Source organism: Sphingopyxis sp. (assembly GCF_036402335.1).
Lineage (GTDB): Bacteria > Pseudomonadota > Alphaproteobacteria > Sphingomonadales > Sphingomonadaceae > Sphingopyxis.
In genome coordinates this window covers 1-15,841 of record NZ_DASWTD010000048.1, presented here as the reverse complement: position 1 = coordinate 15,841, position 15,841 = coordinate 1, and the positions used below count along the sequence as shown (strand labels likewise).

General features: G+C 64.4%; 17 protein-coding genes. 9 read left to right on the top strand and 8 right to left on the bottom strand.

The window, feature by feature from the left end; all coding sequences use genetic code 11:
- From VGD20_RS01405 to VGD20_RS01395, 3 genes are all read right to left on the bottom strand, one after another.
- A partial coding sequence (locus VGD20_RS01405; protein WP_331132742.1) for a hypothetical protein occupies positions 1-586 on the bottom strand: 586 nt, incomplete at its 3' end.
- A 116-nt stretch (positions 587-702) separates the two neighbouring features.
- The gene (locus tag VGD20_RS01400; protein WP_331132741.1) at positions 703-888 is read right to left on the bottom strand and encodes a hypothetical protein; all 186 of its coding nucleotides are present in this window, start codon (positions 886-888) and stop codon (positions 703-705) included.
- A 244-nt stretch (positions 889-1,132) separates the two neighbouring features.
- The gene (locus VGD20_RS01395; protein ID WP_331132740.1) at positions 1,133-2,350 is read right to left on the bottom strand and encodes an argininosuccinate synthase; all 1,218 of its coding nucleotides are present in this window, start codon (positions 2,348-2,350) and stop codon (positions 1,133-1,135) included.
- A 114-nt stretch (positions 2,351-2,464) separates the two neighbouring features.
- On the opposite strand from VGD20_RS01395, the gene VGD20_RS01390 reads away from it, so the two are divergent.
- A complete protein-coding gene (locus VGD20_RS01390; RefSeq protein WP_331132739.1) occupies positions 2,465-2,902 on the top strand; it encodes a DUF1801 domain-containing protein in 438 nt (145 codons plus the stop codon).
- Here VGD20_RS01390 and VGD20_RS01385 read toward each other — a convergent pair.
- The 4 genes from VGD20_RS01385 to VGD20_RS01370 are packed head-to-tail and all read right to left on the bottom strand — an operon-like array spanning position 2,890 to position 7,530.
- The gene (locus VGD20_RS01385) at positions 2,890-4,128 is read right to left on the bottom strand and encodes a cyclopropane-fatty-acyl-phospholipid synthase family protein (protein WP_331132738.1); all 1,239 of its coding nucleotides are present in this window, start codon (positions 4,126-4,128) and stop codon (positions 2,890-2,892) included. The two genes, VGD20_RS01390 and VGD20_RS01385, sit on opposite strands and share 13 nt — an antisense overlap.
- Positions 4,129-4,168: 40 nt before the next feature.
- Entirely contained in the window at positions 4,169-4,948 is a 780-nt protein-coding gene (locus VGD20_RS01380; protein ID WP_331132737.1) for a molybdopterin-dependent oxidoreductase, read from the bottom strand.
- Positions 4,945-5,793, bottom strand: a complete 849-nt coding sequence (locus VGD20_RS01375; RefSeq protein ID WP_331132736.1) for a cytochrome b/b6 domain-containing protein — start codon at positions 5,791-5,793, stop codon at positions 4,945-4,947. The genes VGD20_RS01380 and VGD20_RS01375 overlap by 4 nt, the downstream gene beginning before the upstream one ends.
- Positions 5,794-5,823: 30 nt before the next feature.
- Positions 5,824-7,530: a class I adenylate-forming enzyme family protein gene (locus tag VGD20_RS01370; protein WP_331132735.1), complete on the bottom strand. Its 1,707-nt coding sequence runs from the start codon at positions 7,528-7,530 to the stop codon at positions 5,824-5,826.
- Positions 7,531-7,607: 77 nt separating this feature from the next.
- Here VGD20_RS01370 and lgt point away from each other — a divergent pair, with 77 nt between their 5' ends.
- The 6 genes from lgt (at position 7,608) to VGD20_RS01340 (ending at position 13,604) form a co-directional block, all read left to right on the top strand.
- Positions 7,608-8,486, top strand: coding sequence for a prolipoprotein diacylglyceryl transferase (gene lgt / locus VGD20_RS01365; RefSeq protein WP_414714525.1), 879 nt, complete (start codon positions 7,608-7,610; stop codon positions 8,484-8,486).
- Positions 8,487-8,538: 52 nt separating this feature from the next.
- Positions 8,539-9,546 (top strand): class I SAM-dependent methyltransferase, encoded by a 1,008-nt coding sequence (locus VGD20_RS01360; RefSeq protein WP_414714527.1) that lies wholly within the window; start codon positions 8,539-8,541, stop codon positions 9,544-9,546.
- A complete protein-coding gene (locus tag VGD20_RS01355) occupies positions 9,543-10,061 on the top strand; it encodes a GNAT family N-acetyltransferase (protein WP_331132733.1) in 519 nt (172 codons plus the stop codon). The genes VGD20_RS01360 and VGD20_RS01355 overlap by 4 nt, the downstream gene beginning before the upstream one ends.
- Positions 10,058-10,825 carry a peptidoglycan editing factor PgeF gene (gene pgeF, locus VGD20_RS01350; protein WP_331132732.1) on the top strand — a complete coding sequence of 256 codons (768 nt, stop codon included), beginning with the start codon at positions 10,058-10,060 and terminating at the stop codon, positions 10,823-10,825. Before VGD20_RS01355 ends, pgeF begins: the two co-directional genes overlap by 4 nt.
- 8 nt (positions 10,826-10,833) lie before the next feature.
- Positions 10,834-12,240 (top strand): DASS family sodium-coupled anion symporter, encoded by a 1,407-nt coding sequence (locus tag VGD20_RS01345; RefSeq protein ID WP_331132731.1) that lies wholly within the window; start codon positions 10,834-10,836, stop codon positions 12,238-12,240.
- 71 nt (positions 12,241-12,311) lie between these two features.
- Positions 12,312-13,604, top strand: a complete 1,293-nt coding sequence (locus tag VGD20_RS01340) for a cystathionine gamma-synthase family protein (RefSeq protein WP_331132730.1) — start codon at positions 12,312-12,314, stop codon at positions 13,602-13,604.
- A gap of 33 nt (positions 13,605-13,637) precedes the next feature.
- Here VGD20_RS01340 and VGD20_RS01335 read toward each other — a convergent pair whose 3' ends face one another.
- On the bottom strand, positions 13,638-14,357 hold the full coding sequence (locus VGD20_RS01335) for an HAD-IB family hydrolase (protein ID WP_331132729.1): 720 nt from the start codon (positions 14,355-14,357) through the stop codon (positions 13,638-13,640).
- Between the two features lie 102 nt (positions 14,358-14,459).
- Here VGD20_RS01335 and VGD20_RS01330 point away from each other — a divergent pair, with 102 nt between their 5' ends.
- Entirely contained in the window at positions 14,460-15,566 is a 1,107-nt protein-coding gene (locus VGD20_RS01330) for an ABC transporter permease (RefSeq protein WP_331132728.1), read from the top strand.
- On the top strand, positions 15,566-15,841 hold a 276-nt coding region (locus VGD20_RS01325; RefSeq protein ID WP_414714526.1), incomplete at its 3' end, for an ATP-binding cassette domain-containing protein. The genes VGD20_RS01330 and VGD20_RS01325, both read left to right, overlap by 1 nt.

The window sequence follows — 15,841 nt, the reverse complement described above, 5'->3', positions numbered from 1 at the left end:
AGCCACCGCCTTTCCCGCTGCTGCTCGATGGACGCGTCGGGCCCTGCAGCGGGATGCTCACATCGGCGGGGACGGGATCGAGGTCGAGCGCCTCGCGGATGAAATTGCGCAGTTCGGTGACCAGCGCATGGGTATGCACTGGGCGTCCTTCGACAAGCTCTTGCGCCGCCCGGCTCGCAAGGCGCACCTGTTCCTCGGTCCCCAGCAGGATGATGTCTGAAAGGGCCGCCTCGACCGCATCGCGAATTCGCCGCGGCCGGTCCGACTCGCTTCCATCGCTGCCGCGATCCTCGCGCGACAGGTCGATCGCCGGTTCGGCATCGCCTTCGGCGGCCGACGGACGGCGTAGTTCACGCAAGTGGCGCGGATCGACCATCAGGTCGCCGGTGAAAGATCCGCCAAGCGTCTTGTACGCGGCGATCAGCGTGCGGAGCCGTTCGTTGATCTGGCGATTCATCCGTTCGCGGCGCTGCTGGATCGTCGTCATCACGATCAGGCGGATACCCACCCCGATCAGGGTGACGAGCGCCAGTCCGAGCAGGGTCGTCCCGATGCTCTGCCATGAAGAAAAATCGAAAAAGCGCATGAGCCCGGCCCTCACCCGGCAACCGCGCCGGAAAGGCAGTCAGTGTGGCCCCTCTTGATCGTCGGCGCCATCCCGATTTCGAACTCAATATATATGTGTGTGTGGCGACCGAAGCCTCAGTCGGAAAAACTGCGATACACCCAGCGCCCGAGACTCCGCGACCGGCGGACCATGTAGCGGCCCGGAAGGATCAGGCTGGTAGAGGTACCGAAGCGCGTCACCTTCAACGCGACGCGCGGAAACATGATCGAGCAGGGCCGCCATTCGTAAACGGCCGGATCGATCGGCGCTGAACTTTGCATAAAACCACCTGCTGACTGAGTGCAGTCTCTCCCGATGGTTCCGATTATCTTATCGAAATCCGCGGCATAGATAACCTGTTCCCGCGACAGAGTCGTGACTCGGGCGGCATTGGCGCTCGCGGCAGGGCGTGGATTTGCAACCGTTCGGCACGGCGATACAACGACGCGCGGCGAATCGAATCGCCGAATAAGCGCTTCGGCAACGAAAAAGGCGGGCGGAACCGCCCGCCTATCTCCGAGTCGGTCAGCGGTCGCGTTTGGCCAGCAGCTTGAGGCGCAGCGCATTGAGCTTGATGAAGCCCGCTGCGTCCTTCTGGTCGTAAGCGCCGGCATCGTCCTCGAACGTCACGTGGCGTTCGCTGTAGAGGCTGTTCGGCGACTTGCGGCCGACGACGCTCGCATTGCCCTTGTAAAGCTTGAGCCGCACGGTGCCGCTGACCTTTTCCTGGCTGTGGTCGATCGCTGCCTGCAGCATTTCGCGCTCGGGTGCGAACCAGAAGCCGTTGTAGATGAGCTCGGCATATTTCGGCATCAGCTCGTCCTTGAGGTGCGCCGCGCCGCGGTCGAGCGTGATGCTTTCGATGCCGCGGTGCGCACGCGCATAGATTTCGCCGCCCGGCGTCTCGTACATGCCGCGCGACTTCATGCCGACGAAGCGGTTCTCGACGAGGTCGAGGCGGCCGATGCCATGCTTGCGGCCAAGATCGTTGAGCGCCGCCAGCAAGGTTGCGGGCGACATCGCCTGACCGTTCAGCGCGACGCCGTCACCGCGTTCGAAATCGACCGTGATATATTCGGGAGCGTCGGGCGCATCCTCGGGATTGACCGTGCGCGAATAGACATAGTCGGGCGTTTCATCCCACGGATTTTCGAGCACCTTGCCTTCGGACGAGGTGTGAAGGAGGTTCGCGTCGGTGCTGAAGGGGCTTTCGCCGCGCTTGTCCTTCGGCACCGGAATCTGGTTCTTCTCGGCGAAATCGATCAGCGCGGTGCGGCTGGTCAGATCCCATTCGCGCCAGGGCGCGATGACCTTGATGTCGGGGTTGAGCGCATAGGCGCTAAGCTCGAAGCGGACCTGGTCGTTGCCCTTGCCCGTCGCACCGTGCGCGACTGCATCGGCGCCGACTTCCTTCGCGATCTCGACGAGCCGTTTCGAGATCAAGGGGCGCGCAATCGAAGTGCCGAGCAGATAGTCGCCCTCGTACCGCGCATTGGCGCGCATCATCGGGAACACAAAATCGCGGACGAATTCCTCGCGCAGATCGTCGATATAGATATGTTCGGGCTTGATCCCCATCAGCTCGGCCTTGGCGCGCGCAGGCTCGAGTTCCTCGCCCTGACCCAGATCGGCAGTGAAGGTCACGACTTCGCAGCCATAGGTGACCTGCAGCCACTTCAGGATCACGCTGGTATCGAGGCCGCCCGAATAGGCGAGGACGACGCGCTTGAAGGACTCGGACATGGTGGCACCTTTGGCGAGGGAAAGACGCGGGCGCGGCTAGCAGTCCGCCGACGAAGGTGCAACCGGCTTGGCGCGCGTTCGCGGGTCGGTTATCATCCGCGCCGGGAGACGGTCATGGGTAAATCCGGAATCAGCACCAAGGCTACCGGGATTGGCGTCGCAGACTTTATCGCCGCGGTCCCCGACGCGCGCCGCCGCGAAGAAGCGAGCGTGATCGACGCGATGCATCGCCGCGTCACCGGACACGATCCCAAGATATGGGGTCCGTCGATCATCGGCTATGGCAGCTATGACTATGTCTATGACAGCGGCCATTCGGGCACGATGTGCCGCGCAGGCTTCTCTCCCCGCAAGGCGGCGATGACCCTGTATCTGATGGGCCATTACCTCGACCGCCAACCCGAGGCCGACGCGCTGCTCGCCAGGCTCGGCAAGTACAAGAACGGCAAATCGTGCCTCTACGTCAACAAGCTGGCGGACGTTGATCTGGACGTGCTCGAAAAGCTCGTTGTGTTGAGTTGGGACGTCATGAACGAGCGCTACCCTACGTAACGCCCCTCGGCCTCCGCCAGATAATCGCGTGTCAGCGGCAGTGCGTGGCGGCTGCGCGCGAACTGGATCTGGTAGTTGCCCATGCCGCCGCTTTCGAACGCCGATGTCGCACCCGCGAGGTAGAAGGTCCACATCCGAAAGAAGCGCTCGCCCAGCATCGCCACGATCTCGGCCTCATGTGCCAGCGTACGCGCATACCATTCACGCAAAGTCAGCGCATAGTGCAGGCGCAGCGTCTCGATATCGGTCGCGATCAGCCGGCTCTTCTCGCTCGCCGCCAGCGTTTCGCTCAGCGCCGGGATATAACCGCCGGGGAAGATATATTTGCGCGTGAAGGCATCGGTCGATCCCGGCTTGCCGAAGCGCCCGATCGTATGGAGCAGCATCACCCCGTCGGCGGTCATCAGATTTGCCGCGGCCCGGAAGAAGGTCTCGAAATTGGCCGCGCCGACATGCTCGAACATGCCGACCGACACGATGCGGTCGAACCGGCCGGCCTCGCGCGCCGCGAGGTCGCGATAGTCGATCAGTTCGAACGTCACCCGGTCGGCGACCCCCGCTGCCCCGGCGCGCTCGCGGGCAAGCGCCAGCTGCTCTTCGGACAGGGTGATGCCAAGCACTTCGACCTTTTCGAGTTTCGCGAGCGTGATCGCCATCCCGCCCCAGCCGCAGCCGATATCGAGGATGCGCTGCCCCGGCGCGAGCGCCAGCTTCGCCGCGATATGCGCCTTCTTTGCGGCCTGTGCTTCGTCCAGCGTCATGCCCGGCCGCGACCAGTAGGCGCAGCTATATTGCATGTCGTCGTCGAGGAAGAGGCGGTAGAGGTCGTTGCCGATGTCGTAATGATGTTTGACGTTCGCGCGTGACTGGCGCTGCCGGTTGATCGAGCCGATCCGCGTCTTCACCCGGTCGGCCTGCTGACCGAACCAGCTCTTGTCCTTGAGCGTCGCGCCGCGATCCCATGGCGTGTTCATGCGGATCAGGCCGATCAGGTCCATGATGTCGCCCTGAACCAGCTCCATCTCGCCATCCATGAACGCTTCGGCGGCGCCGAGCCGCGGGTCGAGGATGATCCGGCGCATGCCCTTGCGACTGGTGAAGCGGATGGTGACCTCGGGAAATCCCGGTGCCGGCTGGCCATATTCCTCGCGCGCACCATCGGGCGCGACGACGATCAGCCGCCCCTGACGAACAATCCGGGAGAGAAACGGACGCAGGATAGACATATTTTATGGACCGAACTTATGCGCCGCAAAAAGGTTCCGGTCAAATTCCCGCATACCATTCATAATCGATACGGTCCTCCCAATAACCGCCCTTGCCCGCGCCGATCCGGTCGAGGCTTGCGACCGCTTCGATCCCCTGAACATATTTCGCGTGCTTGTAGCCGAGCTGGCGTTCGATCCGCAGCCGCAGCGGCGCACCGTTGGCGATCGGCAACAGCGTGTCGCCCAGCGCCCAAGCCATGATCGTCTGCGGATGCAGCGCGTCGACCATGTCGCAGCTTTCATAATAGAGCGCATCGCCGATCCGGTCGGCGCAGCGAAAGACGATGTAGCGTGCGCTATCCCTTACTCCCGCCGCGGCGAGGATGCGGCTGAGTTGCGGTCCCGTCCACTGGCCGATCGCGCTCCACCCCTCGACGCAATCGTGGCGGGTGATCTGGGTGCGTTGCGGCATCGCGCGGATATCGGCCATCGACAGCGACAACGGCCGCGCGACGAGCCCCGTTACCGCGACGCGCCAGTCGGCAAAACCACTTGCCGCATGCGCGGCATAGGCGTCGCCGGGCGGCAGTTTCGTGCCGTTCGAGCGGAAGGTCGGCGACAGGTCGGCGCGGGTAAATTCGCGGGCGAGCGCGTCGCGATCCATCAGCGCGCGCTGGCTCGCGCGGTTCATTTCCTCACCCATCGACAGGATCTTGCGCACCACCGGCGCCTCGTTGATCGCGTCGCAACCCGACAACAAAGGCAGCGCCCCTGCCGCGGCCACGAGCCCCCCGGCGCGGGCGATCAACCGGCGGCGCGGGAGGAGGATCTCGCTCATGCGTCCGCGCCCCTTTCCCGCGGCAAGCGAAACCAGCCGGTGACCATCGACCGAACCTCGTTCACCGGGCCCGCAAGCAGCACCATCGCGATGTGGACGACAAAGAAGGCGACGAGCGTCCATGCGGCAAGAAAATGAATCGACCGCGCCGACTGGCGCCCGCCGAACAGGTCGAGCAGCCACGGCGCGGACGCGTTCATCCCGGGCGACATGGTGAGGCCGGTCGCAATCATCAGCGGCAGCAGCACGAAGATGACGCCGATATAGCTCAGCTTCTGGAGAATGTGATAACGCGCCGCCGCTTCACCGCGCGGAAAACGCAGCCGCGCATGATCCTTCACATCCTGCCAGATATGCCGCGGCGCCCATTCGGCGCGGCGGACGTGCAAGTCCTTTTTCAGATGCCCGCCGAGCAGGCTCCACAGCATATAAAGCGTCAGGCTGATCGCGAGCACCCACGCAAAGAGGAAATGCCAGCGGCGCCCGTCGGCAAGGCTGTAGGTCGTCGGGATCGTCGCCCAGCCGGGAAAGGCCCAGGTTTGTTCCGCGCCTTGGCCATCGGTCCAGCGGCCGAGCACGCCGGTCGTCTCGATCCGCGTTTCGCCGATACGCAGAAATCCGGTCTTCGGGGTCGAACCGACCGCGAGCCAGGCATAGTCGGGGTTCGCGCCATATTGCCCCCAATAGAGGCGCGGGTGCGCGTTGAAGATCATCAGCCCGCTCATCAGCAGGATAAGCAGGGTGACGGCATTCAGCCAATGCCAGATACGCACGGGCAGCCGGTGGCGATAGACGCGCACCGGCTCCGGCTTTTCGGGAGCGACGGGAGTTTCAGCCTCGGCCATGGTCCCGGTTCGCTCCTTTGCTGCTTCCGGTTACGCGACGGCCTTCGCTGCATATTCCTCGCGATAGTGGCTCCGCAAGCTGACCTTGTCGATCTTTTCGCTGCCGAGCTTGGGCAACGCGTCGTTCGACATCCAGATCTGGCACGGCACCTTGTATGGCGCGAGCCGCGCGCCGAGGAAGGAAACCAGATCGTCCGCGGTCACGTTGCTACCCGGCTTCATCCACACGACCGCGCCGACGCATTCGCCCAGCCGCTCATCGGGCAGGCCGAACACCGCGCATTCGTTGACCTCGGCATGCTCGTAGATCGCGGCCTCGACTTCCTGGCAGCTGATATTTTCGCCGCCGCGGATGATGATATCCTTCTTGCGGTCGACGATGAACAGATAGCCGTCCTCGTCGAGATAGCCGAGGTCGCCCGAACGGAAATAGCCATTGTCGAAGAAGGCGGCTTTGGTCGCCGCTTCATTGTTCCAATAGCCCTCGAAATTGCACACCGAACGGATGCAGACTTCGCCGACGCCGCCCTGTGCGACCGGCTCGCCATTGTCGTCGAGGATCGCGAGATCGACGAGCGGCTTCGACGCGGGGCCGGTCGACATCGGCTTGGCGACATAATTCTCGTTGATGATGCCGCAGCCGACCGCGTTGGTCTCGGTAAGGCCGTATCCGAGCAACGGCTTGGCCTCGCCCATCTCCGACGCCAGCCGCCGGACATGTTCAGGCGGGCGCGGCGCGCCGCCGCCGGCGTAGCTCTTGCACGTCGACAGATCGTAATTCTTGCGGTTCGGGCTGACGAGGATCTCGTAGCTCATCAGCGGGACGCCGACGAAATAGTTGCACTTTTCGTCCTGGATCAGACGCATCGCCTCATCGGCGTTCCATTTGGGCATCAGCACCAGCTTGCGGCCGAGTGCGAAGCTTTGCAGGAACACCGGGATTTCGGCGGTGACGTGGAACAGGGGCGTGCAGATCAAGGTCGCGGGCTGGATGTCCGACATCTGCCCGTCTTCGGTCAGCAGGTGGACGATGCTTGCGGTCTGCGTGACATAGTTAAAGATCGCCTGCACCACCGCCTCGTGGCGCGAATAGGCGCCCTTCGACTGACCCGTCGAGCCCGAGGTGAAGAGGATCGTCGCGAGGTCCTGCCCGGTCAGCGTCGGAAGCACCGTCGCGGCGCTGCCGCCCGCGCCGGTGATCGGGGCGATCGCGAGATCGATCGGCTGGGTCAGATCGAGCGTGATCACCTTCGCGCCATGCTCGATCCCTTCGAGCCGCGCCGCGCGCTGGACGTCGGCGATGACCAGCTTCGCTTCGCTGTCGAAGATACCGGCCGCAAGCTCGCCGCCCTGCCACCAGCCGTTGAGCAAGGTCGCGCAACCGCCCGCCATCAAAATGCCGATATAGGAAACACACCACGCATTGGCGTTGCGCATGGCAAGCCCGACGCGGTCGCCGCGCTGGACGCCATGCCCTTCGACCAGTCCCGCCGCAACTTGCCGCGCCGCCATATAGACCTGCTTGAACGACAGCCTTTCGTCGCCTTCGACGAGGAAGGTCGCATCGCCATGCATCGCGGCAAAAAACGCCACATAGTCCGCGAGGTTGGTCGGTGCGTTGGAGATGAAGGGAAGCTGGTGGCCAAAGCGGTCGACGGACCCGACCTGGATCGGTCCGCCCGGACCGGTGATCAGATTACAGGCAGCTTCCAGGCGCAAATCGAGCGCTGATGGCATCTTTCATCTCTCCTCTTGGTCTCGCTCGCCTAACCCCTTATGGGGAGGCCTCTCCTGGGGAAGGACCGCGCGACTATATGTTTCTTTTTGCAACCTTAGCCGAAGCAACGCAATATGTGAACTTTCACGATCTCATGGGAGAAAACTCGGAGATCGCGTTCAGCGTCTTCGGCCTACCGATCCGCTGGTACGCGCTTGCCTATCTTGCCGGGATCTTCGTCGGTTACTGGTATCTCCTGAAACTGATCGCGCAGCCCGGCGCCCCGATGGCGCGGCGCCACGCCGACGACATGATCTTCTGGGCGATGCTCGGGATCATCCTCGGCGGACGCCTCGGCTATGTCCTCTTCTACAATCTCGAATCCTATGTGAAGGAACCGCTCGCCGTGTTTCGACTGTGGGACGGCGGCATGTCGCTGCATGGCGGCGCCATCGGTGTGCTGATCGCCATCTGGTACGTCACGCGCAAGGAAAAGCTGAATTTTCTGCGCTTTTGCGACTATGTCGCCTGCGTCATTCCGTTCGGGTTATTCTTTGGCCGCCTTGCCAATTTCGTCAACGGCGAACTGTGGGGCCGCGCGACGACTGTTCCCTGGGCGATCATCTTTCCAAACGCCGGCCCGGACCCCCGCCACCCCAGCCAGCTTTACGAAGCGGGGATGGAGGGGCTAGTGATGATGCTCATCTTGAGCTGGCTCTTCTGGCGCACCGATGCTCGTTACAAGCCGGGCCTGTTGTTCGGGGTGGCTGCTATCGACTATGGCATCAGCCGATTCCTGATTGAATTCGTGCGACAGCCCGACGTGCAGCGCCAATGGATCGTCGACAGCACGGCATTGACGATGGGCCAGTGGCTTTCGGTGCCCATGATATTGGCTGGCATCTGGCTCGTCGCGACCGCAAAGGGCCGCCGTCAGCGGGTCGAGCCGGTCGCCGGAACCGACAGCATTGCGTGACGGTCCGCCGACGCCCGACGAATTGATCAGCAAGATCGCGGCATCGCGCGCGATGACCGTCGCCGACTATATGGCGGCGGCGAACAGCCACTATTATGCGACGCGCGATCCCCTCGGCGCTGCGGGTGATTTCACGACCGCGCCCGAAATCAGCCAGATGTTCGGCGAGATGGTCGGCATCTGGATCGCCGACCTGTGGCAACGCGCGGGCACCCCGGCGTTTCGCTATGTCGAGCTCGGCCCCGGCCGCGGGACGCTCGCCGCCGACGCGCTCCGCGTCATGCTGCGCTTCGGCTGTGCGCCGGTGGGAATCCATCTGGTCGAGACAAGCCCGGCGCTGCGAGCGGCGCAGCTTTCCCGCCTGCCGGCTGCCGAGCATCATGACGAAGTTGACGCGCTCCCCGACGACGCGCCGCTGATCATTGTCGCGAACGAATTTTTCGACGCCCTGCCCGTCCACCAATATGTCCGCACCGCGGCGGGATGGCGCGAGCGCATGGTCGAAGGCGTCGATAGAAAGTTTGCCGTCGTACCCGGAGATATCCCGGCCGACGACCATGTGCCCGCGATACTGCGGACAGGGATCGAAGGGAGCATCGTCGAAACGGCGCCGGTCTCGGCGGCAATCATGCAGCGCTGCGCCTTTCGCCTCGCCCGACGCGGCGGCGCGATGCTGGTGATCGACTATGGCTATAGCGGCCCCGCCGCCGGCGACACGCTTCAGGCGGTCAAGGCGCACCGGTTCGCCGACCCCTTCGCCGATCCGGGCGAGGTCGATCTCACGACCCATGTCGATTTCACCGCGCTGGCCGATGCGGCCCGAAGCGCCGGGATCCCGACCGCCGGTCCGGTCGGGCAAGGCGCGTGGCTCCGCGCACTCGGTATCGACGCGCGGCTGCGGGCGCTCGCGGGCGCCGCGCCCGGACGTGCTGGTGAACTCGCTGGCCAGCGCGACCGGCTTGTCGACGCGCAAGCGATGGGCGAATTGTTCAAGGTCATGGCTGCCTCTGCCCCAGGCTGGCCGCGACCCGAAGGTTTCGGGGCGAAGGCAACGGCATGACGAATATCACCCTCGCACGCGACGAAGATGTCGGCGAACTGACCCTGTTCGCAAGCAGCGCTTTTACGCACACCTTCGGTCATATCTATGATCCTGCCGACCTTGCGGCGTTCCTTGCGGGATGGAATCCGCCCGAACGCCTTCTGGCACAGATTGCCGATCCCGAATGGGCAATCGCCCTTGCCCGCGGCGAAGCCGGTGCGATCACCGGTTTCATCAAGATGGGACCGATCGATTTCGACCTGCCCGAAGGCCAGCCCGCCAAAGATGCCACCGAGCTCCACCAGCTCTATGTTGGCGAAGCCGCGAAAGGCACCGGGGTCGCCGCCGCATTGACCGATTGGGGGATCGCATGGGCCCGCGAACGCGCCTCGATCCTCTACCTTTCGGTCTTCACCGAAAATCCGCGCGCGCAGGCCTTTTACCGCCGCTATGGCTTTGTCGACGTCGGCCGCAACGCCTTCCGCGTCGGCAACCATATCGACGAAGATCGCATCTTCCGGCTCGACCTATGAGCGCGCCGTTCACCAGCGCGGCACCGCTGGGCGGCATCCCGCACGGCTTCTTCGGTCGCCGCGGCGGTGTGTCGACGGGCGAGCTTGCCTCGCTCAACTGCGGCCTCGGCTCGAACGATGAACCGGCACTGATTGCCGAGAACCGGCGGCGCGTGGCCGATGCCGTCCTTCCGGGTGCGACACTGACCGGGCTGTATCAGGTCCATGGTAATCGCTGTGTCATCGTCGACGGCAATACCGACCTTGCGGCGCGGCCGGAGGCCGACGCGCTCGCGACGCGGACGCCCGGCATATTGCTCGGCATATTGACCGCCGACTGCGTCCCCGTGCTCTTCGCCGACCGCGATGCCGGCGTCATCGGCGCCGCGCACGCCGGCTGGAAGGGCGCAATTGCCGGGGTCACCGACGCGACGCTGGACGCCATGGAAAGCCTCGGCGCCAGCCGCGCCGATATCGCGGTCGCGATCGGTCCGTGCATCGCGCGCGCCTCCTATGAGGTTGACGAAAATTTCGTACAGCGCTTCGTCGTGGACGATCCCGCGAATGAGCGCTTCTTCGCCGCCGGCAAGCCGGGCCACGCGATGTTCGACATCGCCGCCTATGTCGCAGCGCGGCTCGCCGCGGCGGGCGTGACACGAATTGCCATCGGCGGGCAGGACACCTATGCCGAAACCGACGACTATTTCAGCTATCGCCGCGCGTGCCACAAAGGAGAAAATTCCTATGGCCGCCAATTGTCGGTGATCGGACTGGCGGGAGGATAAGAGGCAAGATGACGCGCACGCGCTGGTTGGGATTGATCGGCGGGCTCGTCGTTTTCAGCATCATGCTTCTGGCTCCCGCACCGGCGGGCATGGAGCTGACGGCATGGCGCGTCGCCGCGCTGACCGTGCTGATGGCGATCTGGTGGATGACCGAAGCCTTGCCGCTGACCGTCACCGCGCTCATTCCCTTCCTGACCGTGCCCGCCTTTGGCGTCATGGACGCGAATGCGATCGCGAAGGAATATTATTCGCCGATCCTCTTCCTGATCCTCGGCGGCGCCTTCCTCGCGCTCGCGATCGAGCGCGTCGGGCTGCACCGGCGACTGGCGCTCGCGTTGCTCAAGCGCGCCTCGCCGACTGCATCGGGCCTACTCTTCGCCTTCATGGCGGCAACCGCGCTGCTCAGCATGTTCATCTCGAACACCTCGACCGCGCTGATCATGATCCCCATCGCGCTCGCCGTTGTCCGCGCCGGCGGGGTGCGCGAGGGCGAGACCGAGGGCTTTGCCGGTGCGGTGATGATGGGCATCGCCTTTGCCGCGTCGATCGGCGGGCTCGGCACGCTCGTCGGCAGCCCGACCAACGCCATTGCGGCGGGGCTGATCGAAAAGGCACTGGGGCTGCGCATCGCCTTCCTCGACTGGGCGATCTACGGCGTCCCCATCGTCCTCTTGTCGACGCCGATCGCGATGTGGATTCTCGCGCGCATCCAGCGGCTTGCCGATCATCCCTTCGACGGCACCGCGGCGGCGGCGGCGCTCGGCAACCAGGCGATCTGGTCGACCGCCGAACGCCGTGTCGTCCCGATCTTCCTTCTCGTGCTCGTCGCATGGATCGCGCAGCCCTGGCTCGAACCAATGCTGCCCAACGGCGCGCTGACCGATGGCACGATCGCGGTTGCAGGCAGCCTGCTGCTGTTCATCCTGCCCGACGGCACCGGCCGGCCGCTACTCCTCTGGAAGGAGGCCGACCGTGCGCCGTGGGGCGTCATCATGATGTTCGGCGGCGGGCTCGCGCTCGCCGCGGCGATCACCGCAAGCGGCCTCGCCGCGTGGCTCGGCGCAGTGCTCGCGCCGCTCGGCAGCGTGCCGACGATCCTGCTCGCCGCGACGATCGTCGCGCTCACCATCCTGATCACCGAATTTGCGAGCAATGTCGCGACCGCGAGCGGGATCATGCCCGTGCTCGCCGCGCTGATCGCCGCGACCGGGGTGGACCCGATTTTGCTGGCGCTGCCGGTCGCGATGGCGGCTAGCTGGGGCTTCATGCTGCCCTCGGGCACTGGACCCAATGCGCTGGCGTGGGCGACCGGGCATATCGCGCTGCCGCGCATATTGAAGGCCGGGCTCGCGCTCGACATCATCGGCATTCCGCTGCTGATCGGGGTGATCTGGGCTATCGCAATGCTCGGATGATCCCGCGCAATATAGTTTCAAACGAAACCTGGAGCGCTATAAGGGGCGCCACACTCAAGGAGCATCCCCCAATGGCCATGCGCGGCAAACCCAGAACGAACAACAAGAAAATCGGCGATCGCGAACTCAATCCCGCGACGCTGATGATGGGACTCGGCTATGACCCGATGCTCTCCGAAGGCTCGCTGAAGCCGCCGATCTTCCTCACCTCGACCTTCGCTTTCGAAAGCGCGGCGGCGGGCAAGCGTTTCTTCGAACATATCACCGGCAAGCGCGAAGGTCCTGCCGACGGCCTCGTCTATTCGCGCTTCAACGGCCCGAACCAGGAAATCCTCGAGGACCGCCTTGCGGTTTGGGACGGCGCCGACGACAGCCTCGTCTTTTCGAGCGGCATGTCGGCGATCGCGACCCTGCTCCTCGCGCTCGTCGGCCAGAACGACGTGATCGTCCATTCGGGCCCGCTCTATGCCGCGACCGAGACGCTGATCGCGCGCATCCTGTCGCGCTTCGGCGTCAGCTTCGTCGACTTCCCCGCCGGTGCGACGCGCGCGGAAATCGACACGATCCTCGCGCGCGCCCAGACGCTGGCCGATGAAAAGGGCGGCAAGGTCGCGCTCGTCTATCTCGAAAGCCCCGCGAACCCGACCAATGCACTCGTCGATGTCGAAGCGGTCCGCGCCGCCCGCGACGCCGCCTTCCCCGGCGAGCAGCAGCCGCCGATCGCGATCGACAACACGTTCCTCGGCCCGCTGTGGCAAAAGCCGATCCGCCAGGGCGCCGAACTCGTCGTCTACAGCCTCACCAAATATGCCGGCGGCCATTCGGACCTCGTGGCAGGCGGCGTCTCGGGCGACCAGAAACTGCTCAACATCATCCGGCCGATGCGCAACACGATCGGCACGATTTGCGACCCGAATACCGCCTGGATGCTGCTGCGCAGCCTCGAAACGCTCGAACTGCGCATGAGCCGCGCGGGCGAGAATGCGTTGAAGGTCTGCACATACCTCCGCGATCACCCGAAGGTCGAAGGGCTCGGCTATCTCGGTTTCATTCAGGACGCACGCCAGAAGGACATCTACGATCGCCATTGCACCGGCGCCGGATCGACCTTTTCGCTGTTCATCAAGGGCGGCGAAGAAGAGAGTTTCCGTTTCCTCGATGCGCTGAAGATCGCAAAGCTCGCGGTCAGCCTCGGCGGCACTGAAACGCTCGCAAGCCATCCCGCCGCGATGACGCACCTGTCCGTTCCCGACGAGCGCAAGAAAGCGCTCGGCATCACCGACAATCTCGTGCGCGTTTCGATCGGGATCGAGGATCCCGACGACCTGATCGCAGACTTCGCGCAGGCACTTGACGCGGTTTGATCGCGCCGTCCCCCTTCCGCTTGCGGGAGGGGGTTATTTTCTCGACCGCCAGTCGACCACCTGCCAGCCCATCTGCGGCGCAAGCCGCTTGAGGCCCCGTGACGGCGTCGTCGCGACCGCTTCGTCGGCGAAATGCAGCATCGGATGGTCGGACACATGGTCCGAGTAAGCCCGGATATATGCGGTGTCGCGCGTGATCGCATTGTCGGCCATCCAGCCGTCGATCCGTGCGAATTTCGCATCGCCATAACAATTGTCGCCTGCCAATCGCGCGTGGATGTGGTCGGCGCCGTCGGGCTCGTCGAGCCGGGTTGCGAGCACATCGTCCATCCCGAGCCTCTTGGCGATCGCGTCGACATAGAGGTGGAAGGACGCGGTCGCGAGGAGCAAGCGATACCCCGCCGCACGATCAGCCGCGATTTGTTCGAGCGCCGCGGGGTGCAGCCTGCGTGCCACGACGATGTCGGCGTAGCTTTCGGCCAGCGGTACGATTTCCGACCGCGGGAACCGCTTGCCGACGAGCAGCCGGAGGTTGATCGCCTTCAACCGCGCCCGATCGATCAGGCGCAGCGCATAAGCCGCACCCGCGATCCCGACGAGCGGCAGCAGCAGCAACCGCCATTGCTGGCGCCGCCGTGCAACATGCATCAGGAACCCGCTGTAAGTCCCTGAACGCGTTATCGTCCGGTCCATATCGTACATCGCGACGCGATGCGCATAGTCGGGGATCGGCGTGGCGAGCGGGTCTTCCATCCCCCACCCATAGTGTGGCCCCGTATCGCGGCCAAGGCCTGACAAGCTGGACCATGGATTCACTTGCCGTACCGGGGCAAATACGCCAGTGTCCTCCGCACGATGGTGGCCAGGGCGGATTTCGAATATAGCGACGGTGCCGATGGCGCCGAAGTTCGCTTCACCGGCCGGCTGACGCTCGCACGCCTCGGCGACCTGCCTGCACGGCTCGAAGCGCTCGGTCCGATCGCGACGCTCGACCTGTCGGCACTCGACCGGATCGATACCGTCGGCGCATGGATCGTGACCCGCACCGTCAACGAACATGGCGCAAAGATCATCGGCGCCAGCGAAGAAGCGCAGCGCCTGCTCGACGCGCTCGCCACCGACAAGAGCGAATATCGCGTCCACCGCGACCGCCGTCCGGCGTGGGCGCGCATGCTCGAGCAAGTGGGCACCGCCAGCGTTGCGATCTGGCACGAACTGCTGGGCATCGTCGGCTTTTTCGGCGCGATGATCGTCGCGCTCGGCACCCAGATTCGCGCGCGCCGCCGCCTGCGCTGGAATGCCGTCGTCACGCGGTTTCAGACCGTCGGCGTCGACGCATTGCCGATCATCGGCCTGATGAGTTTCCTGATCTGCATCGTCATCGCGCAGCAGGGCGCGGTGCAGCTCGAGCAATTCGGGCTCGAGGTGTTCACGATCAACCTCGTCGGCCGCGCCTCGATCCGCGAACTCGGGCTGTTGATGACCGCGATCATGGTCGCAGGCCGCTCGGGTTCGGCGTTCGCCGCGCAGATCGGCACGATGAAACTGACCGAAGAGATCGATGCGATGCGCACGATCGGCGTGTCGCCGATGGAGGCGATCGTGCTGCCCCGCGTCGCCGCGTCGACGATCACCATGCCCTTGCTCGGTTTCTACGCCAGCCTTTGCGCGATCGCGGGCGGCGGCGCCTTTGTCTGGGTCGGGCTCGACATGCCGCCGCTCACCTATATCCAGCGGCTGCGCGAAATCATTCCGATGACCGATTTTTACATCATGCTGATCAAGGCGCCGGTGTTCGGCATATTGATCGGCGTCACTGGTTGTTACGAAGGCATGCAGGTGCGCCAGAATGCCGAGGAGGTTGGCCAGCGCACGACATCGGCGGTGGTCGCCGCGATCTTCCTCGTCATCGTCCTCGACGCGATGTTCGCCGTCTTTTTCTCTTCGCTGGGATGGAATTGATGGGCGAAGAGATCGACCAGGAGATCAAGGAAGAGCTTGCCGCCGCCGACGCGGTGCGGCCCGAAAAGTTCGAAACGGCGATTTGCGTCCGCGGCCTGAAGAACCAGTTCGGCGATGCCGTGGTTCACGAGGACCTGGACCTCGACGTCCGTTCGGGCGAAATCCTCGGCGTCGTCGGGGGATCGGGTACCGGAAAATCGGTGCTGATGCGCTCGATCATCGGCCTCCAGACGCCGACAGCGTGCGAAATCGAGGTCTATGGCAAGACGCTCGAC

What these genes read in the sequence shown, in the direction of transcription:
- VGD20_RS01380 (WP_331132737.1), bottom strand. Translation starts at nt 4,948, where the DNA reads ATGAGCGAGATCCTCCTCCCGCGCCGCCGGTTGATCGCCCGCGCCGGG.
- VGD20_RS01395 (WP_331132740.1), bottom strand. Translation starts at nt 2,350, where the DNA reads ATGTCCGAGTCCTTCAAGCGCGTCGTCCTCGCCTATTCGGGCGGCCTC.
- VGD20_RS01400 (WP_331132741.1), bottom strand. Translation starts at nt 888, where the DNA reads ATGCAAAGTTCAGCGCCGATCGATCCGGCCGTTTACGAATGGCGGCCC.
- pgeF (WP_331132732.1), top strand. Translation starts at nt 10,058, where the DNA reads ATGAGCGCGCCGTTCACCAGCGCGGCACCGCTGGGCGGCATCCCGCAC.
- VGD20_RS01375 (WP_331132736.1), bottom strand. Translation starts at nt 5,793, where the DNA reads ATGGCCGAGGCTGAAACTCCCGTCGCTCCCGAAAAGCCGGAGCCGGTG.
- VGD20_RS01390 (WP_331132739.1), top strand. Translation starts at nt 2,465, where the DNA reads ATGGGTAAATCCGGAATCAGCACCAAGGCTACCGGGATTGGCGTCGCA.
- VGD20_RS01370 (WP_331132735.1), bottom strand. Translation starts at nt 7,530, where the DNA reads ATGCCATCAGCGCTCGATTTGCGCCTGGAAGCTGCCTGTAATCTGATC.
- VGD20_RS01335 (WP_331132729.1), bottom strand. Translation starts at nt 14,357, where the DNA reads ATGGAAGACCCGCTCGCCACGCCGATCCCCGACTATGCGCATCGCGTC.
- VGD20_RS01385 (WP_331132738.1), bottom strand. Translation starts at nt 4,128, where the DNA reads ATGTCTATCCTGCGTCCGTTTCTCTCCCGGATTGTTCGTCAGGGGCGG.
- VGD20_RS01345 (WP_331132731.1), top strand. Translation starts at nt 10,834, where the DNA reads ATGACGCGCACGCGCTGGTTGGGATTGATCGGCGGGCTCGTCGTTTTC.
- VGD20_RS01330 (WP_331132728.1), top strand. Translation starts at nt 14,460, where the DNA reads ATGGTGGCCAGGGCGGATTTCGAATATAGCGACGGTGCCGATGGCGCC.
- lgt (WP_414714525.1), top strand. Translation starts at nt 7,608, where the DNA reads ATGTTTCTTTTTGCAACCTTAGCCGAAGCAACGCAATATGTGAACTTT.
- VGD20_RS01340 (WP_331132730.1), top strand. Translation starts at nt 12,312, where the DNA reads ATGGCCATGCGCGGCAAACCCAGAACGAACAACAAGAAAATCGGCGAT.
- VGD20_RS01355 (WP_331132733.1), top strand. Translation starts at nt 9,543, where the DNA reads ATGACGAATATCACCCTCGCACGCGACGAAGATGTCGGCGAACTGACC.
- VGD20_RS01360 (WP_414714527.1), top strand. Translation starts at nt 8,539, where the DNA reads ATGACCGTCGCCGACTATATGGCGGCGGCGAACAGCCACTATTATGCG.